Here is a 23,750-nt window from a genome sequence, read left to right on the forward strand (position 1 = left end):
TGTTCTTGCGTGGTCGGCTCCACTTTCGAGCAGATTCGCTCGGAATCCAACATAAACAATTAACACCGCGTGCCCCCCTATCTTCCACCCAACGAGGAACCGCCACTGATGTTACCAGCAGAGCGAAAACGCCGCATCGTCGAACTCGTCTCTGAGTCCGATGGTCGCTCGGTCGAGGACCTCTCGGAGAACCTCGGATACTCGAAGGCGACGATACGACGTGATTTACGCGAGCTCGAAGACCGTGGGCTCATCGAACGGTCGCACGGCGGGGCCGTCCCCGTGACCTCCGTCGGGCGCGAGCAGACCTACGGGCAAAGAGAAGTACAGAATCTCGAAGCAAAACGCGCAATCGCGGAACGCGCCATCGAAGAACTCGCAGAGGGGCAGGTCGTCTTCTTCGACGCCGGCACGACGACGATGGAAGTCGCCCGAAAAGTACCGAACGATGGGTCGGTTCTCGCGGTCACCAACTCACCGCGGCTCGCTATCGAGCTCAACGACGAAGACAACGAGGTAAAACTCACCGGCGGAACGCTCCGACGACGCACGCGAGCGCTCGTCGGGCCGACTGCCGAGTCGTTCATGGAGCGGACGAACTTCGACGTGCTCTTTTTGGGGACGAACGCCCTCGACGTCGAGTCGGGACTCACCACGCCCAACGAAGACGAGGCTCGCATGAAGGAACTGATGGTAAAGAAGTCCTCGAAAGTCATCCTCGTCGCCGATGCGTCGAAACTTGGCCGCCGGAGTTTCGTCAAATTCGCATCGCTCGAAGACATCGACCTGTTCATTACTGACGACGAACTCGACCCAGCGACGCGCGAAGAGATCGAGAGCGCTGGCGTCGACGTCGTCGACGGAGTTGCACGATGATTTTCACTGTTACACCAAACCCTGCAGTAGACCACACGATTCACTTCGACGAACCACTCCAACCCGGCGTCGTCCACCGAACCGACGACGCGGTGTTCACCGCCGGCGGGAAAGGTATCAACGTCGCCAAGTACGTCTCGGCGCTCGGCGTCGACGCCACGGCCTCTGGATTCATCGGCGGCCACTTCGGCAAGTTCGTGCGTGACCGACTCGAAGCGGACGGCGTCGCCAGCGACTTCGTGAACATCGACGACAACACGCGACTGAACACGACCGTTCTCGCCGACGACGGCGAGTACAAACTCAACCACAACGGCCCGCATATCACCGCATCTGACGTGGACGAACTCGTCGAGGCGGCGCAGGCGAACGAACCCGACACCCTCCTCGTCGGCGGCAGTCTCCCCCGTGGGATGGCGCTCGAATCGGTCGATAGACTCGCGCGGGCCGGCGACTGGCGAACGGCAGTCGACATGGGCGGGAAGTACCTCGCGGAACTCGACGCTGACTACTTCGTCTGTAAACCCAACCGGTCGGAACTCGCCGAAGCGACTGGGCGAACCGTCGAGACGAACGAAGACGCGATTGCTGCGGCAGAAGCACTCCGTGACGGACAGTTCGAATACGTGCTCGCCTCCCTCGGGGGCGACGGTGCCGTCCTCGTGACCGAAGACGAAATCCTGTCTGCGCCGGCACTCGACGTCGACGTCGTCGATACCGTCGGTGCCGGTGACGCGATTCTGTCCGGGTTCCTCGCGGCACTCGAACACGGGCTGAGCGATTCTGACGCACTTCGAATGGGGATTCTCACTGCTGCACGTGTCGTCGGTGTCGCCGGAACTCGGGTTCCCCACCTCGAAGACGTGCTCACGAACGAGACACGCGTCGACGTGACGACTGTCCGGACTCGCTGACACTTCAAACAGATGTTTGTTAAGGATTAAAACGTTCAGAAAAAATCATATCCGAAAGGGTTTTTGAAGATATATGCGTAGAAACGATAACGGGGTGGCAACACTATGGCAAACGATGCAGAAGAGGCAGTTCGGTCCTACCTCACGTCGGTGAAGGAGGACCTCATGACAGGGGTATCGTTCATGATTCCGTTCGTGACTATCGGCGGAATCTTCCTGGCGCTGGGCTACGCGGTAGCCTCGCTTTCGAACAACGTACAAGACGTGTTCAGTAGTACTGGCACGGCAGGGTGGTTCCTCGCCCAAATCGGTGTGGCGGGACTCACGCTCATGGTCCCGGTTCTCGGTGCGTACATCGCGTACGCAATCGCGGACCGTCCGGGCCTGGCACCGGGGTTCATCCTCGCGTACATCATCCAGCAAGGAAACGTCCTGCAGGCGGCCGGTGACGTCATCGGTCTCCAGGGTGGGTCGGCCGGTGCCGGCTATCTCGGCGCAATCGTGGCCGGGTTCCTCGCCGGTATCGTCGCTCGCTGGTTCAAACAGCGCAACGTGCCGGAGTTCATCGCACCGATGATGCCGGTGCTCCTCATCCCGGTAGCGACCACTGCGGTCCTGACGCCGATTATGCTGTTCGTGCTGGGCGTCCCGATCTCCATCGCAAACGCGGGCCTCACGAACTTCCTGAGCAACATGCAAGGCGGCGGTCAGGCAATCGTTCTCGGTGCCATCCTCGGCGCGATGATGGCGTCAGACATGGGCGGCCCCATCAACAAGGTGGCGTACGTCTTCTCGGTCGGCCTCATCTCCGAGGGCGTCACTGCCCCGATGGCCGCCGTGATGATCGCCGGGATGGTCCCGCCAATCGGCCTCGCGATCTCGAACTTCATCGCACCGCAGAAGTACGCAGAAGAGATGTACGAGAACGCTAAGAGCGGCGTTCTCCTCGGCTTCTCGTTCATCACTGAGGGTGCGATTCCCTACGCAGCAGCAGACCCCGCACGCATCATCCCCAGCGTCGTGGCTGGCAGTGCAGTCGCGGGTGCGGCCTCGATGGCACTCGGCGTGACGATGCCTGCTCCCCACGGCGGCATCTTCGTCGTCCCGCTGTCGAACCAGCCGTTCGCGTTCATCGGTTGTATCCTGCTTGGCTCCCTCGTGACGGCAGCCATCGCGACGGGCATCAAGCCTGAATTCGAAGTCACGGCGGGCTCGGCACAGAGCAGCGACGACTGACCACGACACCTGACCAATCTTTCCATACCCGAACGAAGTACCATGGACGTAACAGACATCAGCACAATCACACCGGCCGAACTGATTTCACTCGAAGAGCCCCCGGCGACCAAGGATGGAGCCATCGAATTCCTGCTCGACCTGGCAGTCGACGCAGGGCGTGTCGAGGACCGCGAGGTGGCGCTCGAGGCACTCCTCGAACGAGAAGAAGAGGCGACCACCGGCGTCGGCTTCGGCATCGGCATCCCGCACGCGAAGACGGACGCAGTCACCAAGCCGACTGTCGCATTCGCTCGTTCCACCGAGGGAATCGACTTCGACGCCATGGACGACAAGCCGGCACGCCTGTTGTTCATGATTCTCGTCCCCGCCGAGGGTGGCGAAGACCACCTCCAGATTCTGAGCGCACTCTCTCGGTCGCTCATGCACGAAGACGTTCGGGAGAACCTCCTCGAAGCAGAGAGCAAGGAGACGGTTCAGGACATCCTCAGCGAGGTGGTGGCCTGATGGAGCGAATCGTCACCGTCGTCCCCGAAGACGGCCTTCACGCACGACCGGCCTCGAAGTTCGTCGAGACGGCCAACGAGTACGACGCGGACGTGCAACTCGGCCGCGCGGACTCCGACGACCTGGCACCCGCTGCGAGTATGCTCGCCGTGACTGGACTGGGCGTCTCCGCCGGCGAAGACGTGCGCCTCGTCGCCGACGGCGACGATGCAGAGGCAGTCCTCGACGCACTCGAAGATATCCTTTCGACGCCTGAAGCCGAACACTGACCATGGCCGAACGAACCCTCACTGGTATCGGCGTGACACCGCTCTCCGGGGTCGGAAAGGTCGTCTGGTACCGTCCGGACGCCGACCTTCCAGAACCGCCCGCCCCCGAGGACGTCGATGCCGACGCAGAACTCGCACGCTTCGACGAGGCGCGGAGCGTCGCCGAAGACGAGTTGCAGACGGAACGCGCACGAACCGCCGAACGCGTCGGTGAAGAAGAGGCCGCCGTGTTCGACGCGCACGTGCAGTTCCTCAACGACCCACAGATTACCGACGGCGTCACCGACGCCATCGAAGGTGGGTTGCCGGCAGCACACGCCGTCCAAGAGACGTTCACTGGGTTCGTCGAGCAGTTCGAGAGCATGGGCGGACGCATGGGAGAACGCGCAGACGACCTGCGTGACGTCCGTGACCGACTCGTCCGCGTCCTCTCGGACGGCGAACGCGTCGACCTCTCGTCGCTCCCGAAAGGCAGCGTCGTCGTCGCCGAGCGTCTCACGCCGAGTGACACGGCGCAACTCGACCCGAAGCGCGTCGCAGGCTTCGTCACCGTAACCGGCGGCAGAACGTCTCACGCAGCCATCTTCGCCCGGTCGCTCGCCCTGCCCGCCATCGTCGGCGTCGGCGAGGAACTGGAGTCAGTAGAAGACGGGACAGAAGTCGTCGTCGACGGCGACGCGGGTGACCTCGTCGTCGACCCCGACGACGACACGAAAGCGGACGCCGCTGCCGAGGCGGAGGTTCACGTTCGGAGCGGTCCCGTGGAGACGGCCGACGGCGTCGGCATCGAAGTCGCGGCCAACGTCGGAACGCTCGCCGACCTCGGACCCGCAGTCGACCGCGGGGGCGACGGAATCGGCCTGTTCCGAAGTGAGTTTCTCTTCTTAGACCGTGAATCCCCACCAGACGAAGACGAACAGTTCGAGGCGTACGTCGAAGCACTGGAGTCGTTCGAACACGGCCGCGTCGTCGTCCGAACCCTCGACATCGGCGGCGACAAGCCGGTTCCCTACCTCGACTTGCCCGAAGAGGAGAACCCGTTCCTCGGTGAGCGTGGGATTCGGCGGTCGCTCGGTCCGGACGCGTCGCTCTTCGAGACGCAGATTCGCGCGCTGTTACGGGCAGCGGGAAGCACCGACGGGACGCGCCTCTCGGTGATGCTTCCGCTCGTGACGACGCTGGACGAACTCCACGAGGCACGCGAGCGATTCGAATCCGTCGCGTCGGACCTCGCCGAGGAGGGTCTCGCCCACGAGATGCCAGAGTTCGGCATCATGATAGAGACGCCCGCGGCGGCGTTCATGGCCGACCGATTCGCACCGCACGTCGACTTCTTCAGTATCGGGACGAACGACCTCGCGCAGTACGTGATGGCCGCCGAACGCGGCAACGAACGCGTCTCTGAACTTGGCGACTATCACCAACCTGCGGTCCTGCACGCCATCGACGCGACCGTCTCGGCCACCGAAGGCCACGACTGCTGGGTCGGCATGTGTGGTGAAATGGCGGGCGACCCGGACCTCACCGAACTCCTCGTCGGCCTCGGATTAGACGAGTTGAGCATGAGCGCAGTCACGGTCCCGCACGTGAAAGAGGCCGTCACGGAGACGGACACAGCGGAGGCAGAAGCGCTCGCCGCGAAGGTTCTCGCGGCTGACACCAAAGATGAAGTCACTAACCTCCTAACCACAGACCAATGAAATTAGTCGCAGTCACATCCTGTCCGACGGGTATCGCACACAGCCAGATGGCGGCGGAGAACCTCCTGCAGGCCGGTGAGCGCCTCGGCCACGACATCGACGTCGAGGTCCAAGGCGCGATGGGGACCCAAGACGAACTGTCGTCTGGGGCTATCGCGGAAGCCGACGCGGTCATCATCACCTCGGACACGTCGGTCAGTCGCGACCGGTTCGACGGGAAACTCGTCGTCAAGGGCACCGTCAAAGACGGCGTCAACAACGCCGAAGCAATCATCGAGCAAGCGGTCGAACTCGCGGAAGCAGGGAAGACCGGGTCCGTCTCGTTCGGCGACGACGGGAGCGCCGCCGACACCGCCGCCGACGAGTCGGCCGACGCCGGGTCCGAACCGGAATCTGAGGAACCGGTTCGCCGCGGTGGCGACCCCGAAAAGGGCCTGTTCGCACGCCTGAAGAAGCTGTTCTCCTAACTCTCGCCGCTTTGTCTCCCCGTCTTTCTCACGGTTCTGAGCGACGCGTCTCGCGCTCGCTGAAAATTAACTCGAAAATGAACGAACGAGAACGTGCAAAATCGAAACCCGTTTCCCATAGATTATTAGTCTCGCGTTCGTTGCCGAAACCGAGGTGAACGAATAATGCCGTTCTACGGCGGGGAGGAACTCGCCACTGTGTACGACGAGGCGCTCGACCAAGGATTCGGACTCATCGCGAGTAACGTCGCGGAACCGAACGTGATGATGGGTCTGATGGAGGGTGCAGACCGGATGGACTCGGACCTCCTGTTACAACTCAGCGGTGGTGCCTGTAAGTTCGCTGGCGACGGCGACCCAGTTGCGGGACTGAAGGCGATGGGGAACTACATCGACATCATCGCCGAGCGGTACGACATCGGTGTCTTCCTCAACATGGACCACCAGACGGACCTCGAGTTCATCGAGAAGCAGATAGAACTCGACATCCCGTCGTCTATCATGATCGACGCCTCTCACGAACCGTTCGACGAGAACGTCGCGACGAGTCGTGAGGTCGTCGAGATGGTCGAGGCCGCAGGGTCGGATATCCTCATCGAGGCCGAACTCGGCCAAATCAAGGGTGTCGAAGACGAAATCGAGGCCGAAGAGGCGTTCTACACCGACCCCGAACAGGCCGTCGAGTTCGTCGACAAGACGGGTGCAGACCTGCTCGCAATCTCTGTCGGCACGCAACACGGCGTCGCCAAAGGGAAGGACCTCGAACTCCGTCCGGACCTGGCCCACGACATCCGGCAGGCGCTCAAGGACCACGGACTCGACACGCCACTCGTCCTCCACGGGTCGTCCGGCGTCCAACCGGACCAGCTCCAGGAGATGCTCAAACACGGCATCTGTAAGGTCAACAAAGACACTCGCTACCAGTACGAGTACACGCGCACCGCCTACGACCTCTACCGTGAGACTCCCGAAGCAATCGTCCCGCCGGAAGGCGTCGAGGACGCTCGTGACACGTTCTTCAACGAAACTGAGTGGTCGCCGAACAAGTCGGTGTTCGACCCACGTGTCGTCGGACGTGACATCCGTGCGCGTATCGCCGACGTTCACGCTGGCCTGACGGAAGTCTCCGGGAGCGCCGGCCAGACCCTCTTCAAGTAAGCGTCACTCGTCTCGAACGGTGGCAACCGGCCGCCGCAACCCGCTCGTTCTCTTTCGAACCGTGTTCTCTGCGTTCTTTCAGTGCGGTCGTTTGGCCCCACTCTCCCCAGTCGCTTATGGTATCAGACAGCGTGTATGTACGTATGCCACAAGTACACCTCGACGATTCCACCATCGAGCGACTCGACAACCTCCGCGAAGAAGACGAAGAGTACGACGAACTCATCAACGAACTCATCAACATCTACCAGGCGAGTGAACGAACGATGTTCCACGCTGGCGACGAGTACTGAGTCGATACGGCGGACTGAGACGCTACTGCAACCCGGTCGATAAGTGACGCCGTCACTGGGTCGGGTTTCTGTCGCGACCGGTTACTCCTGATAGGCGATTCTGACCTGTTCCCACTTTCCTTTCTCTTCGAGGTGTTTCTGCAGTGCGTCCGCGTACGCCTGTGTGAGTCGCTCTGCGTCTTCGAGTTTCTCCTGTTGGCCTTGTTTTCCGTCGTCGCCGAGGCCCAGTGCGCCCTTGATAGAGTCGACGATGCCGCCGCCCGACGACGACTCTTGTCCGCCGCCCATCGCACCCATCTGCTTTCGGATGTTGTCGAGTTCGGGGATAATCTGCGGCACCTTTTCGGTGTTCACGACGATACGCGCCGAGTCGGCGTCGTCGGCGTTCTCGATTTCGAACTCCGTGGCCGTCATGATGAGACCCCACTCTTGACTCGAAAAGCGGGAGTTCATCACGTGGTCGTTGAACTCGCGGTCTACCGCCATCCGGTCGCCGACGATACTGTCGGTCCAGTGTGCCATGTGGACACGTCGTCTCCCAGTTGGTATCAGAGTTGCGGGGTTTCGCGGAGAGGAATCCCCGACGAGAAGCGACTCGGTCTGACACTGATTTAATGCAGTTGCGTGACGACCAACTCTCATGGAGCGGTACGACCTCCTGTACCGACTGTACGGGAACTTCGACGCTGATTCGGTCAGAGAAGCCCAGGACTTCGTGGACCTCTTGCCCCCGCTCGACTCTGCAGTCGCGCTGTCACACTGGCAGGAGGTCAACGACGAACTGACCGAGCGAAAGAGCCGTATTCGACGCGGGTTTCCGAACGGTGACCGATACGCCGAACTCGCTGCTCGTGCGACGAGAGACCAGGCGTTCACTGCGCTCGACCTGTATACGAAGTACGGGCGGAGCGTCAACGCCCTCGTTCTCGACGTAGACGAGACCCTCCGGTCTGCAGGCCGAACAGACAACGAGATTCCCAGAGAGGTGCTGCACCTCCTCACCGAGTTCCACGAGACGGGCGTTCCAATCGTCATCTGTACGGGCCAGACGCTCGAGAACGTCAAGGGGTTCGCTATCCAGGGGCTCGGGAACGAACTCGTCCACTCCGGCGACGTGAGCATCGTGTACGAGGCCGGGACCGGCGTGTTCACGCCGGGGCACGGGTCGAACACCAAACGCCTCCTCTACGAGCGACTCGACGACTCGGTGCAATCGGTGTTCGAGTCGGTTCGAAGCCGTGTGATTCGTGACCTGCCGGACGGGCTCCGCGGGTGTGTTCACCTACAAGGCAACGAGTTCAACGTCACACTCAAACCCAACTTCGAAACCGGAAGCGACGACGCCGAGACAGTCATCGACGACTCGCTGGTCTACCTGTTGGACCTTCTCGGTGCGGCAGTCACAGACGACCCTGCTGGACCGGTTTGGACGCGCGCGTACTTCGCTGCAACCGACCCAGAAATCGAAGGGGTGCTCGCCGACAGAGACGAACGTCCCGACCCGGAGACGACGATTCCGGAAGACGTCGCCGAGACGTTAGACCGCGTCACAGTCGCGTACTACCACGCCGACGCCGCAGAGCTCTCGGCGGTGGACTTGAACAAGGCTGCAGGCGTCGAGGCGGCTCTCGACGTTCTCGCAGTCGACGACCCGTTCGTCTTGGTGATGGGTGACTCGAAATCCGACCTCGACGTGATGGAGTGGGCCGCCGAGAACGACGGCGGAATCGCCGCTGCGCCGGACCACTCGTCGCCCGGCGTCCTCGAACACGTCCGTGAGACCGACGACCTGGTGTTCGACCGTGGAGACGCGGCGTCGGTACTCCGGGCAGTCTACGCGCTCAACCTCCTCGTCGATTGAGTTCGAGTGAGTGTGGCCTCACACCGTACACGTCTTCCCGGACCCACTCCCGGTCGAACCGTCGTCGTCAGTGTCCGATTCCTGAGAGTCGTCAGTCGACGACGACTCGGTCGTTGGTGGTGATTCGGTCGTCGTAGACGACGACGCAGTCGAGGACGTCGAGTCGTCGGAAGAAGACGAACGGTCGGTCGATGTGCTCGACGACGATTTACTGGACGTCTTCGAAGTGGAACTCGAATCGGTCGCGGAGGAATCACTCTCGTCGACTGCTTCGACCGTTCCGCTCGGACTGTCTGTGTCAGTCTCGTCTGGGTCCGAAGCGTCGGTATCCGCGTCCGACCCGTCAGCCTCGTCCACTGCAGGCGCGTTTTCGGTAGTCTCGGCGTCGCCGAGGTCACCCGTCGAATCGGCGTCACCGGTGTCGAGCGTCGCATCGGCTTCGTCCTGTGTTGTTGGGTTCGGGCCGTTCACTCCACCTGAGAGAAACGCGAAGGCGACGACGACGGCGACGACGAGTGCTGCGCCGAGTTGTTTCTGATTCATCGGTCCGCTCCATCTAGTTCCGCGTCACCTGATAGATTGGAACCGACGTGGACTGCGCTGGCCGACGACACGACCGTATGTATCCAGGACATGTTCACGGTTCATATTTGATTTCCGTCGGTTTCGTTACGAATCGTCTACCGGTACACCATCTTCACGCTCGAAACAGTCCCGCCCCGTCAAGACGGCTAACTGACAGTATCTCGAGACTGTCTCACTGTATTCGGAAAATCGAGCGCCTAACCAGTGTTAATCGGAGAATATTCGGTACATCTGAGAGTCCGGCGTACAGTAACTTTCACGGCAGTCAGACTGTCTTTCGGACGTGAACGAAGTGACCCATCTGTCAGTAAATTTGCCATTCGGCCACGGTGGCACCACAGTACTCTCGGCGACGAGACGTCGAGGAAGCAAAACGTGATTGTCTAGTGATACCATGTTATACTGCATATGGCGAGTTCCATTCGGCGCGAGTCACAAGAGACAGACCGGTTACTGGCGCTGACTGACGGCGTCATCGCGATCGCGATAACGCTGCTGGTTCTGGAGATAACCGTCCCAGAGATTCGACCGGGGGCTCCCACCTCCGTGCTCGTGGAGTTGGTCTTCGAGCAGCGACACGAGTTCTTCTCGTACGTGCTGAGTTTCCTCGTCATCGGCTACTACTGGGTGCTCCACCGTCGCATCTTCATCCACGTCGAGGAGCACGACAAGCGTGTCATCGGGTACAACCTCCTGTTCTTACTTCTAGTGGCGTTCGTTCCGTACGGGACGAATCTGTTCAGCACCTACCCAACGCAGTTCGGCGTCATGTTCTACGCAGGCGTCTTGGCGCTCACGGGGTTGACGCTCACGTTGCTGTGGTTCCACGCGTTGCGTACCGATATCCTCGAAGATGGACTCACGTCGAACATCGTCCTCCTACAGGCGGCCCGGCTGCTCTCCTCACCGCTGGTGTTTCTCCTCTCGATTCTCGTCGCGTTTTTCAGCACGTCGCTCGCCATCTTCACGTGGTTCCTCGTGGTCCCGATAAACGCCATTCTGGAGTCACGGATGGTGGCGAAGTTCGAGTCGGAACAAGAGGACGCCCCGCCTGCGCCCAGTCCGCCCGTCTAACTGTTCTTCGTGTTCCCGTCTACCCGGCCCCCAACTCTCCCGTCTACCTGTCTCGCTTATCCGCTTGGCAGACTAAGAGAGCGTATGACTATTTCTATCGACCGAATCGTCGAACACGTCAGTGGGTGGGCCGGCGTCGAGACTGTGCCACACCGCTTTGGGGGGACCGAATTCCTCGTCGCCGACAAGGAGATTGGACACGTCCACGACGTGGGCATCCTCGATTTGGCGATTACCAAGGGCGTCCGTGACAACCTTCTCGAAGCCGGCCTCGCCAGTCCGCACCACGTCCTTCCGGACTCTGCGTGGGTTTCGTTTAGCGTCACAGACGCGGAAGACGAAGTGAACGCACGTCGACTCCTCAGACTCGCGTACCTCTGGCGGGCGCTTGCACTCCGCCGACGAGGTATCGAAATCGACCCGTCGCTCGACCCGGAAGGCGAACTCGACGAACTCGAACTCCCAGCGGAACTCGAGACGCTCGTCCGGACGACGTTCGCCGACTCGATGGACTCCCCGACGTCGGTCTGAGTCGAGACGTTCCTCGCCGGGCTCCGTACCCTGAGTGATGGCACCATGCCGAGTTCGGTAAAACTTTACTGACGTCTGAGTAAACAACGTATTATGGGAAAGAACTACGCGGACCTTCACGACCCAAACGCGGAGTATACGATGCGAGAGCTCTCCGCGGAGACGATGGGCGTGACCGCCAAGCGCGGCGGCGGCCGAGACGTGGAGATTACGGACGTGCAGACGACGATGGTCGACGGGAACTTCCCGTGGACACTCGTCCGAATCTACACCGACGCGGGCATCGTCGGCACCGGTGAGGCCTATTGGGGCGCTGGCGTCCCCGAACTCATCGAGCGCATGAAGCCGTTCGTCATCGGCGAGAACCCGCTCGACATCGACCGTCTCTACGAGCACCTCGTCCAGAAGATGTCCGGCGAAGGCTCCGTCGAGGGCGTCACCGTCACCGCCATCTCCGGTATCGAGATTGCCCTTCACGACCTCGCGGGCAAGATTCTCGACGTTCCTGCCTACCAGTTGCTCGGCGGCAAGTACCGCGACAAGGTTCGCGTCTACTGTGACTGCCACACCGAAGAAGAGGCCGACCCACAGGCCTGCGCCGACGAAGCAGAGCGTGTCGTCGAAGAACTCGGCTACGACGCCCTGAAGTTCGACCTCGACGTCCCGTCTGGATTCGAGAAGGACCGCGCGAACCGTCACCTCCGTCCCGGTGAGATTCGCCACAAGGCCGAAATCGTCGAAGCAGTCACCGAGCGCGTCAAAGACCGCGCCGACGTCGCCTTCGACTGCCACTGGACGTTCTCGGGTGGCAGTGCGAAACGTCTCGCCGCCGCCATCGAGGACTACGACGTCTGGTGGCTCGAAGACCCCGTCCCGCCGGAGAACCTCGAAGTCCAAGAGGAAGTCACGAAGTCCACGCTCACCCCCATCACGGTCGGTGAGAACCGCTACCGCGTGACCGAACTTCGTCGCCTCATCCAGAACCAGGCCGTCGACATCGTCGCACCCGACATGCCGAAGGTCGGTGGCATGCGCGAGACCCGGAAGATTGCGGACGTGGCCAACCAGTACTACATCCCGGTCGCCATGCACAACGTCTCGTCGCCCATCGCGACGATGGCCTCCGCGCACGTCGGCGCGGCTATCCCGAACTCGCTGGCAGTCGAGTACCACTCCTACGAACTCGGCTGGTGGGAGGACCTGGTCGAAGAGGACGTCATCGAAGACGGCTACATCGAGATTCCAGAAAAGCCAGGTCTCGGCCTGACGCTCGACATGGACGCCGTCGAGGAGCACATGGTCGACGGAGAAACCCTCTTCGACTGAGCGAAGCGAAGTCGAGTCAGCAGCACGGAGTGCTGCGTTGTTTGCCGAAGCGTACGCTTCGGCAAGCCAGCGGAACTTTGTTCCGCGTTGTTCGACGAAGCGTAAGCGAACTCGCCACCCCGAACCGACGTTCTTCTGAGCCACCATCCTCGCCGACTTCGACCCGCCTAGCTAGTTTTTGTCATTTCGCCACGTTAATTGCTAGCGCATGTCTGCAGACTACACAGTCGACTACGAACTGAGCGACGACGACGAGAACATCCACAACAAGTGGGACAACAGTCTCGACCCGCTCGTGACCGTCCAACCCGGCGACGTCGTCCGATTCGAGTGTCGTGACGCCCTGGACAGACAGATTACGCCGGATTCGACCGCCGAAGACCTCGCGAACGCGAGTTTCGACCCAGTCCACCCGCTCACAGGCCCCGTGGCAATCGAGGGTGCCGAACCGGGAGACGTACTCGCGGTGGAGTTCCTCGACTTCGAACACAAAGGGTGGGGCTACACCGGGTATATGCCCGGTGAGATGGGACTCGGACTCCTCCCGGAGGAGTTCGAAGAAGCAGGTCTCCACATCTGGGAGTTAGACGACGAGGTGGCACACTTCGTCGACGGCATCGAGGTTCCGCTGGACATGTTCCCCGGAATCGCCGGCGTCGCCCCCGCCGCTCCCGGCGCACACAACACGCTTCCACCGCGTGACACCGGCGGCAACTTCGACATCAAGCACCTCACGAAAGGCTCGACGCTCTACCTCCCCATCGAAGTCGAAGGCGCGTTGTTTTCGACTGCCGACTGCCACGCGGCACAGGGTGACGGCGAGGTGTGCGTGACGGGCATCGAATCACCGATGTTCGTCACCGCGCGGTTCGACGTGTTGAAGGACAAGTCCATCGAGCAACCCGAATTCGAGACGCGAGGTCCGTTCACACCGACCGGGTCGGACGAACCGATGTACGGCACGACCGGCATCGCGGACGACCTGATGGAAGCGACCAAGAAGGCCATCCGGCACATGATTTCGCACCTCGAGACCGAACACGGTCTGACTGCAGGCGAGGCCTACATCCTCTGTTCGGCCGCCGTGGACCTCAAGATAAGCGAAGTCGTGGACGCGCCCAACTGGACGGTCACGGCGTACCTCCCGCACAGTATCTTCCCCGAGTGAGGCGAGTGGACGGCCGAGACGCAGAGCCACGATTCACTCTGGGGTGACGATTCGAACGCCCTCGCTCGGCCGGCAGGCGAAGACCTGTGCGTTCGGGCCAACCTGGCCGGAGACTTCGGCACGGATAGACTGTTCTGCTCGTTCGAGCGCGTCACCAGCGACGAGTGCGACGACGCTCCCGCCGAATCCGCCACCAGTCATTCGCGCACCGTACACCCCCGGCGTTTCCGCCGCGAGTTCGACGGCCGCATCGAGTTCTGCGCAACTCACCTCGTAGTCGTCTCGAAGACTCTCGTGACTGGCGAGCATCGCCGCTCCGACGCGGTCGAACTCGCCAGCGACGAGGGCGTCACGACCACTTACGACGCGTTCGTTCTCGGTCACGACGTGTCTCGCTCGTCTGTAGTGAACGTCGTCGAGTGCGTCGGCGTGGGTTTCGAGCACGTCCTCCTCGACGTCGCGGAGGGAACGAATCTCGGTCTCCGTCGCGCTCCGAAGGGCGGTCACGGCCGCCTCACACTCGCGGACTCTGTCGTTGTACCCCGAGTCGGCCAGTTCGTGCGAGACGCCCGTATCGACGACGAGAATCCCCACGTCGCCGGCGATGGGAACGTGTTCGAACGCTCGTGTCCGGCAGTCTAAGAACAGCGCCGTGTCGGGTTTACAGAGGCCGACAGCGAACTGGTCGAGGATACCGCACTCGACGCCGACGCCCTCTCGTTCGGCCCGCCAGCACGCGAGTGCGAGGTCTGTCTTGGACAGCACTGTTCCGGACAGTTCGACCATCGCCTTCCCTACTGCGAGTTCGATGGCCGCAGACGACGAGAGACCTGCTCCAGACGGGACGTTCGACGCGATGGCGAGGTTCGCACCCGGTATCGCTCGGTCTTCTCGGAGGACGCCGACCACGGCGGCGACGTAGGCCGCCCATCCGGTTGGGCCGTCTCCCGGCGCGAACGTCGCCGTCTCGTCGAAATCGGTCGCGTAGACGCGAATTCGGTCGTCTTCACGTGGTTCGGCGGCCACTGCGACGTGTCGGTCGATGGCTTTCGGGAGACAGAGGCCGTCGTTGTAATCCGTGTGGCCACCGACGAGGTTCACTCGTCCGGGTGCGAGCGCGACCACCGGGTCAACGTGTTCGTGTGGACCGTCTCCGAACGCCTCTCGGAGACCCGACCGTGCGCGTTCGACTACGTCGTCGGAGTGCTGACCGGTTGCCGTCATTCTGCTTCGAGTACCGTCATTCTGTGCTGTGAGTTGCGTCTGTGTCGTGCGCCGTCATTCTGTGCCGTGAGTTGCGTCTGTGTTCTCCCCGCCGAGTCGGGCGGCTATCTGTCGCCCGATATCTCGTGGGTGTGCTTCGGTGACTCGAAGGGTGTCTCCGATGCGAACGGTCCCTGGGTCGACGACCTGCGCACAGATTCCACCGCGTTGCTCGCGGAGTGCTTCGACGACGGCCTCGTCGTCGACGAGTTGGCCGAGATACGCACAGGGTGGTCTGCGTCTCGTCCCGCGGAGCGTCGCACCCCCGAGTTCGAACGTCGCGTCGAGGAGGTCCGTCGGGTCGATACCGCGGACGACGACGTTTCGTCGGTGGCGGCCGTCCGAGAGGTCGATTCCGAACTCGCGACGGGCGGCGTCCAAGACGTCGCCATCGACGAGCGTCACCTGACACCCGTCGGTAGCCGAGTAGTACCCGGTGCCTCGGTAGTATCGGTCGCCGTCGATACCGCCGTCTCTGAGCGACACCTCCTCGTGGGCGACCATCGGTTCTCCCTTCGACGGGGCCGTATAGAGCGCTGCAACTCGACCGTCCCCCGCTGTCGTCATATCAGAGGCTTCCACCGGAGAGAACGAATACGTTGGGACCGTGGCCCGAGACGCTGTGACCGGACTGTCGTTCCACGGCCGAACTCAACAGAGTGGTTTTGGGTCGACGCCGAGTTCTGCGAGGCCATCTGCGTAGTCGTCGTAGGCGACCTGCACGACGTACTCTGCGACCATCCGTGCGCGTTCCCAATCGCCGTCGTCTTCGCACAGTTCGTCGAGGAGTTCGAGGCCTGTCGAAAGCGTCTCGACGGTCTCTGCTTTCAACTCGCGGAACAGGTCTGCGTTTGCTCTGTCTGCCTCGTTGACGAAGAACCCGATAACCTGCGTGTGCGTCCGAATCGAGACGAGTCCACGTCCGACCATCCCTGCGGCGATACGTTCGATAGTGTCGTCTCGGCCGCGCAGATAGGCGTGCATCGGTCCCGCTCCGTCTGGAAGGTCGATGTCTTCTTCAGCGGCATCGAGGACACGCTGGAGGTGTTCGTCTTCTTGCCGTGCGGTCTTCTCGAACGCCGCGCTTGCACGCCCGTTCGTCTCGTCGGCGGCCCACACCCGAAACGTCTCACAGGCCGCGTGCTCGGAGTAGGCGGCGGCCCGCAGGACGGCCGATTTGGAGAGGTCCGCTTCGGTCAACGCGAGGAGCAGTTTCGAGGAGCCGAGACGTTTCAACTGTGTCTGTTTCGCCGTCTCGACAGTCTCACGAAACGATTCAGCGTTCATGGCCGTCTGTTCGTGCGCCGTCTTCCTGAACGTTACCACGGTGAGAACCCTTCCCTCCGGAACCCCACCGTCCGGTGGTGAATAAAACACCCCACAAAATACAGGTATCAGTCGTGATACTCGGCGGTGAGGGTTGAAATACGGGTGCGAGAGAGCGTTCGGTATGACCGAGGTCCCTGACCGAGTGACGGCCGACGCGCGGGCACGCGTCGACGGAAATCATCTTCTCTCGCGGTTGGATATCGACGAGGCAGAGATCGAACAGCGAAAATCGTTCGTTCGACTCTCGGCCGCAGACGAACGTCGACTTCGCGAGACTGGGTCGGTCTTCGACGACGTTGCCGACGAGTTCGCAGCGGAGTTCTATCGACACCTCGAATCACACGCTGACGCGGCATCGTTCTTCGACCGTTCCACGAAGACCGTCGAGATGCTGAAGACAGACCAGGCGGCCTACCTGCGTGAACTTGGTCGTGGTGAGTACGACACCGAGTACTTCGCACATCGTGCGCGAATCGGGAAGATACACGATATGATAGACCTCGGTCCGAAGTACTACCTCGGTGCGTACACCGTCTATTACGAGGGTCTGACCGAGGCCATCGCCGGCGAGGTAAAAGACGAGTTCTGCGGTTCGACAGGCGGGAATAGCGGGCTGCTCTCGGGACTCGTCGGTGGGGACGACACTGGCGACACCGACGCAGTCGAGGCGGCCGTAGACACGCTCGTCGAACGGCTCCTCCCGGTGTTGAAACTCCTCTCGTTGGACCAGCAAGTGGCGATGGAGACGTACATCGACTCCTACAGCGAGGAGGTTCGGACCGCTGCAGAACGGCGGAAAGAACTCGCCGCAGAGGTCGAAGCAGACGTCAGTGCGCCCATCGAAACGCTGTTGGAAACCTCCGAGGAGGTCACCGACCGAACGACCGACATCGAGGACATCGCGGAGTTCCAAGCGAGCGACATGGCGACAGTTGCGGACGAAGTCTCGAACATGAGCGCGACGGTCGAAGAGGTTGCAGCGACGGCCGAGGAAGTCGAACGGACGAGTGCCGACGCCGCCCACCGTGCGGCCGAAGGAGAGGACGCGGCCGACGAAGCCATCGACGTGATGCAGGACGTGAGTCAAGCAGCAGAGACGGCGTCGGCGGACGTGCAGGGCCTCCACGACCAGATAACGGAAATCGACGAGGTTCTCGACGCCATCAACGACATCGCAGAACAGACGAACCTGTTGGCTCTCAACGCCTCCATCGAGGCGGCCCGTGCTGGCGACGCAGGCGACGGGTTCGCCGTCGTCGCGAACGAGGTGAAGAACCTCGCTGAAGAGTCGCAGGCCCGCGCAACAGAAGTCGAAGAGACCGTCGACAACATCCAAACAGAGGCGCAGGGTACTATCGAGAGTCTCTCGCAGACGACCGACCGCCTCCACGACGGTATCGACCGTGGAGAAGAGGTGATGCGAAGCCTGACGGACATCTCGGCGGCCGTCGAACAGACGACTGCGGGTGTGAGCGAAGTCGCGAAAGCGACAGACGACCAGGCAGTGAGTGCAGAACAAATCGCCGAGATGGTCGACCGAGCGAACGACTTGGCCAACGAGGTTTCCGAGCAGATTGGTGAGGTAGCCGACGCCAACCGGTCACAGACAGAGCAGGTACTCACCATCCGAGAAGCGGCACACAGACTCAGTTCAGACGACACCGCATCGGAGTCTTCTCCCGCAGACGTCCCCGGCGGCGCCGACAGACCGCCTCTCGACATCAGTGCTGACGAGTCGTTCGACGGCCCCCCACACTCTCGACTCAGTAACGACGGTGGGACGCTGGAGTAGCCCAGCGGTCGGGTCTACTCACCACTGTTGGCTCTCCACACTCACTGTTGCCCCCCACACTCACCATTGCCCCCACACTCACTGTCGTCCTCAACACTCACCGTTGCCCCCCACACTCACTGTCGTCCTCAATACTCGCCGTTGCTCGGTCCTGCGGAGCGCTCTTGCGGTGAGAGGTCCTATGGACGGGGATGACTCCCGAAGAACTCGCGGCCCGCCTCAGACGAGGAGCGCCGACGACGATACTCGACGTGCGCAACCGCGACGAGTTCGACGAGTGGCACGTCGAGGGGCGGAACGTCACTGCGACACAGATTCCAGCTATCAAGTTCACGCAGGCCGAGATTCTCGGAACGGTCGCAGAACTCGCAGACCAGTTCCGCGAGAGCGCAGGCCCGGTCGTGGCCGTGTGTGCAGAAGGCCGAGCGAGCGACCACGTCGCCGACCTCTTGTCGGACGCCGGTGTCGCTGCCGAGAACCTCGAATCCGGGATGGACGGCTGGGCACGCGTCTATCGAGCGTCACGTATCGACCACGCGGACGCGACGGTCGTTCAGTACGACCGGCCATCCAGTGGCTGTCTCGGCTACATGGTCGTCTCCGGTGGGGAAGCCGTCGTCGTCGACCCGTTGCGAGCGTTTGCAGACCGTTACGTCGACGACGCGAACGACCACGGTGCCGAAATCGTGGCCGCGCTCGACACGCACGTCCACGCCGACCACGTCAGCGGCGTCCGCGCCGTGGCCGAACGAACGGGTGCGATAGTTGCCCTCCCGGCCGGTGCGGCGGACCGCGGCCTCTCGTTCGACGTTCGACTCCTCGAAGACGGTGACAGCGTCTCTGTCGGCGATACCGAACTCCGCGCCGTTCACTCACCGGGACACACCACCGAGATGACTGCCTACCGATTGGGTGACCTCCTGTTCGTCGGCGACGGCCTCTTTCTCGAGAGCGTCGCCCGCCCGGACCTCGAAGAAGGCGACGACGGCGCACCTGCCGCGGCACGGCGACTCTACGTGACGCTCGTCGAGCGCTACGCTGCCTTCGACGGCGAGACACGCGTCGCCCCTGGGCACTACAGCGACTTGACCCTCGCCGGCGACGACGGCGTCTACGTGGATACGTTGGAACGCCTCCGTCACCGCCTCGGCGCGTTTTCGATGGGTGCCGACGAGTTCGTCGAGTACGTCCTCTCCGATATGCCGCCACGGCCGGCGAACTACGAGCGCATCATCGCCACGAATCTCGGCACCGAACTGCTCGACGCAGACGAAGCGTTCGAGGTGGAGTTAGGTCCCAACAACTGCGCGGCGACGAAAACGAGTGCATAGCGCAGTCGCTCGTCAGTTTTCGGAGAGAGAACGAAGTGACGCGGGCCTCCGCGTCAGAGTCCGTCGTCAGTCGTCTGCGGCAGCGTCAGCGGCGGCGGCGACGTCGTCCTCGATGCTCGGTGGGTAGATGCCGCGTTCGAGTTTCAGGTCGCTCTGCGGGCGCGCCATGCAGGTAAGCGCGTACCGTTCGGCTTCTTCTTCGGTCAGTCCACGGGCCGCAGGTTGGGTGACCTCTCCTTCGAGAATCTCCGCAGAACAGGCGAGACACATGCCAACACGGCAGGAGTACTCTTGTGCGATACCTTCCTCGATGCAGGCTTTGAGGATGGTCTGCTTGTCAGAAACCTCGATGGCCTCACCCGTGCCGACGAACTCGACGGTGTACTCGGTCATAACCCGGCGTATGAGCGACCACACCAAAACTGTTTATCAAACAGTCGCATTCGACCCAAATATGTCGGGGCAAAGAGGACGAATTACTCCATCTCGCCGGTTTCGTCGGTAAACTCTGTGTCGGCTTCCTCGTCGGCCAACTCTGCTTCTTCGTCGCTCATCCGTACGGTGAGTACCGGAACTGGGCAGGTTCGGACGACACGTTCGGTCACGCTCCCGAGCAGGTAGTGGCTCAGTCCCGTGCGGCCGTGGGTCCCCATGACGACGAGGTCGACGTCGTGGGAGTCGATGTAGTCGTGAATCGAACGATACGCAGTCCCGGTGACGACTTCCGAGTCGATTTCGACGCCCGCCGCCTCGGCGGCCTCACGGACGTGCCGGGTGGCGACGTCTCCCTCGCGTTCGAGTGCATCGATGACGACGTCTGCACCGGCGTCGAGCGACGTGTAGATGCTCGTATCGACGACGTACAGCGCGTGAACTCGTGCGCCGTAGGTTTTGGCGATGTCGAGCGCGTGGTCGATGGCTCGTTCGGCGGCTTTGCTCCCGTCGGTCGGCACGAGGATTTCGCTGTACATGACGGATTACACTTAGTTCGGAACGGGGTTAATTCTAGGCCTCGTTCTCGTCGTCTTGGAAGGAGAGAACCGCAGTTTCACACACCTGCAGACCGTCGATTCGAGGCTGTTCGTCTGTGATTTCGACTGTCTCGACGAGTGACCATCCCGACGTGTCGTCGTAGGCGACGCCTTTGACCCACGCGTCGGTGGCAAAGAGGACGCCGCGTGCTGGGCCGTCGTTCTCGACGGCGACGACGAGTTCGAACGCCTCGGAGCGATTCAGGGAGGTGAGTTCCTGTGGCTTCAGTGGTCGTGGGGGGAGGGAGTCGATGAGCGCCATATTCCTGTGCTGCCGGTCGGTGCGGATGACGCTTTCGAAGCCTCGTTCGTGGAGTTCGCCTCTGGACTGCGAGTCGTAACAGTTCACCTCTGGACTGCGAGTCGTAACCTTTCTTTCGTACGGCGCGTCACGTCTGCTCATGATTCCCTCTCGCGTCGAGTCGCGCTTCGACCGGGTGGCCCTCGCCGTGGGTGCGCTCGCGCTCGTCGCGCTCGTCGTCCGACTCGTCGGACTCGGGTCGCGACCCGTCCACTGGGACGAGGCCCGCGTCGGGTACTGGAGCCTTCGCTATCTCGAAACAGGCTACCTGACCTACCGACCAGTCGCCGGCGGCCCACTCGTCTACATCCTCACGCGTACCTCGCTGTCGCTCTTCGGAGCGTCTGATTTCGCGCTTCGACTCCCCGTCGCAGTCGTCGGTGCTGTGCTCCCGTTCGTCGCACTCCTCTTTCGGTCCCACCTCGACGACGACGAAACCGTCGCGCTCGCCGCCATCCTCGCGGCGAGTCCGATTCTCGTCTACTACGGCCGGTTCGCACGGGGTGACGTCCTCGCCATCGGATTCACACTCGCCGCCTTTGGATTCGCACTTCGGTTGTTCGACGGCGAGGGACGGCGATACGCCTACGGCCTCGCAGGGACAGTCGCACTCGCAATCGCCTCGTCCGGCCTCGGTATCGTCGCCCTCGGCTGTCTGGCAATCGCTGGGCTCCTCGTCTTCGACCACGCCGCACTCGTCCAGTCGTCTCTCCCCGCCAGCGCACGACTCGGCGAGTTCGCTGCTCGGGCCCGTGGCAAGGCGACTCCCGCGGCGCGAGCAGTTCTCGTCTTCGTCGGCGTCTACATCTTCACCTTCGCGCCGCGAGCGGGCGTCACCGACGACGCTGGCCTCTACTCACCGGGGACGATTCTCGGCGCGATAGACGTCGCGCTGTTCGATTCCGTCCGTCGGTTCCTCGGTGTCCGTGTCGAGCATCGCTATCCCGACGGAACGCACGAGTTTCTCCCGTACTTCGGTGAGTTCCTCGAGGTACTCGTGTTCGCGGCCCTCCCGGTGACGCTCCTCGGCGTCGCCGCCTTCGTCGTCGACCGATACACGTCAGGCGGACCGCGAACCGTCGTCTCGGCGGCGACGTACTGGGCCGGCGCGTCTGTGGTGTTCGTCCCGATGCTGGCGGAAGTCTCTGCACCGTGGCTTGGAGTCTACGCCGTCGTTCCACTCACGATTCCCGCCGCTGTCGGACTTGCGGGCGTCGCTCGATGGGGACGACGCGCGCTCGACGCCGGCGACGTCCCACGGATTGCTGCAGTCGCGCTCGTGCTTCTCGCGCTCGTCGCACAGACCGGTGCAGTCGCGACGGGAGAGGTCTACGACCCGAGTGACCGGGACACTCGCCTCGCACACTACGCACAACCGTCACACGAGTTCACGTCGTTCCGCGACAACCTCTCTGTGTGGGTTGGACCGACCGACGACGAAGCTGCAGACGTGCTCTACTACGGGAGTTCGATGTACGTCGCCGACGGCGTCGCAGACTACCCACCAGTTCCAGAACAGTGGGGAGAACGATTGCCGATGGCGTGGTACGTCCACCGAGTCGGTGCAGAGACGACGTCTGCCACGTCGCCAACGGAGCTTCGGCAGTCTGCTGACGTCCCACCGGTCGTCGTCGCTCCCGCCGACGAACGCGCGACGTTGGCACCGGTGCTCGACGGATACGTCGCACACGAGTTCGATACCGCTCTCTGGGGGCGGCCAATCGTCGTCTTCGTGAAAAAGTAAGCGCGAACTCGGGGCTTAGCGGAAGCCCATCGCTTCTATCTGCTCTTGGTAGCGGTTCCGGATGGTGACCTCGGTCACCTGCGCGACGTCTGCGACTTCTCGCTGGGTCTTCTTCTCGTTACAGAGCAACGACGCCGCGTAGATTGCGGCGGCGGCGAATCCCGTCGGGGACTTGCCCGAGAGCAGGCCCTGTTCGGCAGAGACGTCGATAATCTCGGTTGCTTTCGCCTGTACCTCTTCGGAGAGGTCGAGTGCGGAGGCGAAACGGGGAACGAACTGCTTGGGGTCTACGGGTTTGAGTTCGAGACCGAGTTCCTGGGAGATGTAGCGGTACGTACGACCAATCTCCTTCTGTGGGACGCGAGAAACTTCAGCAACTTCGTCGAGCGAGCGCGGGATACCTTCCTGCCGGCAGGCGGCATAGAGGGCGGATGTGGCGACGCCCTCGATAGACCGTCCGCGAATCAGGTCTTCGTTGAGTGCGCGACGATAGATGACGGAGGCGACTTCGCGGACGGAGCGTGGGACACCGAGTGCGGACGCCATACGGTCGATTTCGCTGAGCGCGAACTGGAGGTTGCGCTCGCCGGCGTCCTTCGTTCGAATGCGTTCTTGCCACTTACGAAGACGGTGCATCTGCGAGCGTTTTTCGGACGACAGCGACCGACCGTAGGCGTCTTTGTCCTTCCAGTCGATGGTCGTCGTCAGTCCACGGTCGTGCATCGTTTCTGTGATGGGTGCACCGACGCGCGACTTCGACTGCCGTTCCGAGTGGTTGAACGCACGCCACTCTGGTCCGCGGTCGATTTGTCGCTCGTCTAGGACGAGACCACAGTCGTCACACACCAGCTCCCCCTGGTCTGCGTCTGTGACGATCTGGTCGGACCCACACTCCGGGCAGTTGAGTCGCTCGTCCTCTTGTGCCGATGCCTCCTCTCGTTGACGCTGCCGGCTCGGACGTTCCATTAAAAGGTTTCTGGTGGAGAGTGAATTT

General features: G+C 62.1%; 26 protein-coding genes. 17 read left to right on the plus strand and 9 right to left on the minus strand.

The features are described from left to right. Positions 1-108: 108 nt before the first annotated feature. From glpR to GJR99_RS17340, 9 genes are all read left to right on the plus strand, one after another. A complete protein-coding gene (glpR, locus tag GJR99_RS01625) occupies positions 109-876 on the plus strand; it encodes an HTH-type transcriptional regulator GlpR (protein ID WP_151108934.1) in 768 nt (255 codons plus the stop codon). Continuing rightward, positions 873-1,790 (plus strand): 1-phosphofructokinase, encoded by a 918-nt coding sequence (gene pfkB / locus GJR99_RS01630; RefSeq protein WP_151108935.1) that lies wholly within the window; start codon positions 873-875, stop codon positions 1,788-1,790. The genes glpR and pfkB overlap by 4 nt, the downstream gene beginning before the upstream one ends. A gap of 105 nt (positions 1,791-1,895) precedes the next feature. Further along, positions 1,896-3,026, plus strand: a complete 1,131-nt coding sequence (gene ptfC / locus GJR99_RS01635; RefSeq protein ID WP_151108936.1) for a fructose PTS transporter subunit IIC — start codon at positions 1,896-1,898, stop codon at positions 3,024-3,026. A gap of 42 nt (positions 3,027-3,068) precedes the next feature. Next, positions 3,069-3,533: a fructose PTS transporter subunit IIA gene (gene ptfA, locus GJR99_RS01640; RefSeq protein ID WP_151108937.1), complete on the plus strand. Its 465-nt coding sequence runs from the start codon at positions 3,069-3,071 to the stop codon at positions 3,531-3,533. After that, the gene (gene ptsH1, locus GJR99_RS01645) at positions 3,533-3,802 is read left to right on the plus strand and encodes a phosphocarrier protein HPr (protein ID WP_151108938.1); all 270 of its coding nucleotides are present in this window, start codon (positions 3,533-3,535) and stop codon (positions 3,800-3,802) included. The genes ptfA and ptsH1 overlap by 1 nt, the downstream gene beginning before the upstream one ends. A gap of 2 nt (positions 3,803-3,804) precedes the next feature. Continuing rightward, positions 3,805-5,502: a phosphoenolpyruvate--protein phosphotransferase gene (ptsP, locus tag GJR99_RS01650; protein ID WP_151108939.1), complete on the plus strand. Its 1,698-nt coding sequence runs from the start codon at positions 3,805-3,807 to the stop codon at positions 5,500-5,502. Then, the gene (gene ptfB, locus GJR99_RS01655) at positions 5,499-5,969 is read left to right on the plus strand and encodes a fructose PTS transporter subunit IIB (RefSeq protein WP_151108940.1); all 471 of its coding nucleotides are present in this window, start codon (positions 5,499-5,501) and stop codon (positions 5,967-5,969) included. Before ptsP ends, ptfB begins: the two co-directional genes overlap by 4 nt. Before the next feature lie 165 nt (positions 5,970-6,134). Next, a complete protein-coding gene (gene fba / locus GJR99_RS01660; RefSeq protein WP_151108941.1) occupies positions 6,135-7,127 on the plus strand; it encodes a class II fructose-bisphosphate aldolase in 993 nt (330 codons plus the stop codon). A gap of 143 nt (positions 7,128-7,270) precedes the next feature. Then, entirely contained in the window at positions 7,271-7,420 is a 150-nt protein-coding gene (locus tag GJR99_RS17340) for a DUF7557 family protein (RefSeq protein WP_191967052.1), read from the plus strand. A gap of 81 nt (positions 7,421-7,501) precedes the next feature. Here the strand turns inward: GJR99_RS17340 and GJR99_RS01665 are convergent, their stop codons facing one another. Beyond that, positions 7,502-7,942, minus strand: coding sequence for a DUF5799 family protein (locus GJR99_RS01665; RefSeq protein ID WP_151108942.1), 441 nt, complete (start codon positions 7,940-7,942; stop codon positions 7,502-7,504). Positions 7,943-8,060: 118 nt separating this feature from the next. On the opposite strand from GJR99_RS01665, the gene GJR99_RS01670 reads away from it, so the two are divergent. Next, entirely contained in the window at positions 8,061-9,281 is a 1,221-nt protein-coding gene (locus tag GJR99_RS01670; RefSeq protein ID WP_151108943.1) for an HAD family hydrolase, read from the plus strand. A gap of 18 nt (positions 9,282-9,299) precedes the next feature. On the opposite strand, the gene GJR99_RS01675 is transcribed toward GJR99_RS01670, so the two are convergent. Next, positions 9,300-9,824 carry a hypothetical protein gene (locus tag GJR99_RS01675; protein ID WP_151108944.1) on the minus strand — a complete coding sequence of 175 codons (525 nt, stop codon included), beginning with the start codon at positions 9,822-9,824 and terminating at the stop codon, positions 9,300-9,302. A gap of 450 nt (positions 9,825-10,274) precedes the next feature. Here GJR99_RS01675 and GJR99_RS01680 point away from each other — a divergent pair, with 450 nt between their 5' ends. The 4 genes from GJR99_RS01680 to GJR99_RS01695 all read left to right on the plus strand — a co-directional run bounded on the left by GJR99_RS01680 (position 10,275) and on the right by GJR99_RS01695 (position 13,965). Then, positions 10,275-10,940, plus strand: coding sequence for a TMEM175 family protein (locus tag GJR99_RS01680; protein ID WP_151108945.1), 666 nt, complete (start codon positions 10,275-10,277; stop codon positions 10,938-10,940). A gap of 84 nt (positions 10,941-11,024) precedes the next feature. Then, complete coding sequence (locus tag GJR99_RS01685; RefSeq protein ID WP_151108946.1) at positions 11,025-11,471, plus strand: luciferase domain-containing protein; 447 nt, start codon at positions 11,025-11,027, stop codon at positions 11,469-11,471. 93 nt (positions 11,472-11,564) lie between these two features. Continuing rightward, the gene (locus GJR99_RS01690) at positions 11,565-12,797 is read left to right on the plus strand and encodes a mandelate racemase/muconate lactonizing enzyme family protein (protein ID WP_151108947.1); all 1,233 of its coding nucleotides are present in this window, start codon (positions 11,565-11,567) and stop codon (positions 12,795-12,797) included. A gap of 208 nt (positions 12,798-13,005) precedes the next feature. After that, entirely contained in the window at positions 13,006-13,965 is a 960-nt protein-coding gene (locus tag GJR99_RS01695) for an acetamidase/formamidase family protein (RefSeq protein WP_151108948.1), read from the plus strand. 33 nt (positions 13,966-13,998) lie between these two features. Here GJR99_RS01695 and galK read toward each other — a convergent pair whose 3' ends face one another. The 3 genes from galK to GJR99_RS01710 form a co-directional block, all read right to left on the minus strand. Continuing rightward, positions 13,999-15,189 (minus strand): galactokinase, encoded by a 1,191-nt coding sequence (galK, locus tag GJR99_RS01700; RefSeq protein WP_151108949.1) that lies wholly within the window; start codon positions 15,187-15,189, stop codon positions 13,999-14,001. A gap of 54 nt (positions 15,190-15,243) precedes the next feature. Beyond that, positions 15,244-15,795 carry an MOSC domain-containing protein gene (locus GJR99_RS01705; RefSeq protein WP_151108950.1) on the minus strand — a complete coding sequence of 184 codons (552 nt, stop codon included), beginning with the start codon at positions 15,793-15,795 and terminating at the stop codon, positions 15,244-15,246. 84 nt (positions 15,796-15,879) lie between these two features. Beyond that, positions 15,880-16,515: a rubrerythrin family protein gene (locus GJR99_RS01710; RefSeq protein WP_151108951.1), complete on the minus strand. Its 636-nt coding sequence runs from the start codon at positions 16,513-16,515 to the stop codon at positions 15,880-15,882. A gap of 163 nt (positions 16,516-16,678) precedes the next feature. Between GJR99_RS01710 and GJR99_RS01715 the strand changes: the two genes are divergently transcribed. After that, on the plus strand, positions 16,679-18,349 hold the full coding sequence (locus tag GJR99_RS01715) for a globin-coupled sensor protein (protein ID WP_151108952.1): 1,671 nt from the start codon (positions 16,679-16,681) through the stop codon (positions 18,347-18,349). Positions 18,350-18,540: 191 nt separating this feature from the next. Further along, positions 18,541-19,680: an MBL fold metallo-hydrolase gene (locus tag GJR99_RS01720; protein WP_151108953.1), complete on the plus strand. Its 1,140-nt coding sequence runs from the start codon at positions 18,541-18,543 to the stop codon at positions 19,678-19,680. 66 nt (positions 19,681-19,746) lie between these two features. Here the strand turns inward: GJR99_RS01720 and GJR99_RS01725 are convergent, their stop codons facing one another. The 3 genes from GJR99_RS01725 to GJR99_RS01735 form a co-directional block, all read right to left on the minus strand. Further along, on the minus strand, positions 19,747-20,073 hold the full coding sequence (locus tag GJR99_RS01725) for a 2Fe-2S iron-sulfur cluster-binding protein (protein ID WP_151108954.1): 327 nt from the start codon (positions 20,071-20,073) through the stop codon (positions 19,747-19,749). Between the two features lie 83 nt (positions 20,074-20,156). Continuing rightward, complete coding sequence (locus GJR99_RS01730) at positions 20,157-20,651, minus strand: universal stress protein (protein ID WP_151108955.1); 495 nt, start codon at positions 20,649-20,651, stop codon at positions 20,157-20,159. A gap of 34 nt (positions 20,652-20,685) precedes the next feature. After that, the gene (locus GJR99_RS01735) at positions 20,686-20,973 is read right to left on the minus strand and encodes a hypothetical protein (RefSeq protein WP_151113798.1); all 288 of its coding nucleotides are present in this window, start codon (positions 20,971-20,973) and stop codon (positions 20,686-20,688) included. Positions 20,974-21,112: 139 nt separating this feature from the next. Here GJR99_RS01735 and GJR99_RS01740 point away from each other — a divergent pair, with 139 nt between their 5' ends. Then, positions 21,113-22,756: a flippase activity-associated protein Agl23 gene (locus GJR99_RS01740; RefSeq protein ID WP_151108956.1), complete on the plus strand. Its 1,644-nt coding sequence runs from the start codon at positions 21,113-21,115 to the stop codon at positions 22,754-22,756. A 15-nt stretch (positions 22,757-22,771) separates the two neighbouring features. Here GJR99_RS01740 and GJR99_RS01745 read toward each other — a convergent pair whose 3' ends face one another. Next, the gene (locus GJR99_RS01745; protein ID WP_151108957.1) at positions 22,772-23,722 is read right to left on the minus strand and encodes a transcription initiation factor IIB; all 951 of its coding nucleotides are present in this window, start codon (positions 23,720-23,722) and stop codon (positions 22,772-22,774) included. Positions 23,723-23,750 lie beyond the last annotated feature (28 nt).

Source organism: Haloferax marinum (assembly GCF_009674625.1).
Taxonomy (GTDB): domain Archaea; phylum Halobacteriota; class Halobacteria; order Halobacteriales; family Haloferacaceae; genus Haloferax; species Haloferax marinum.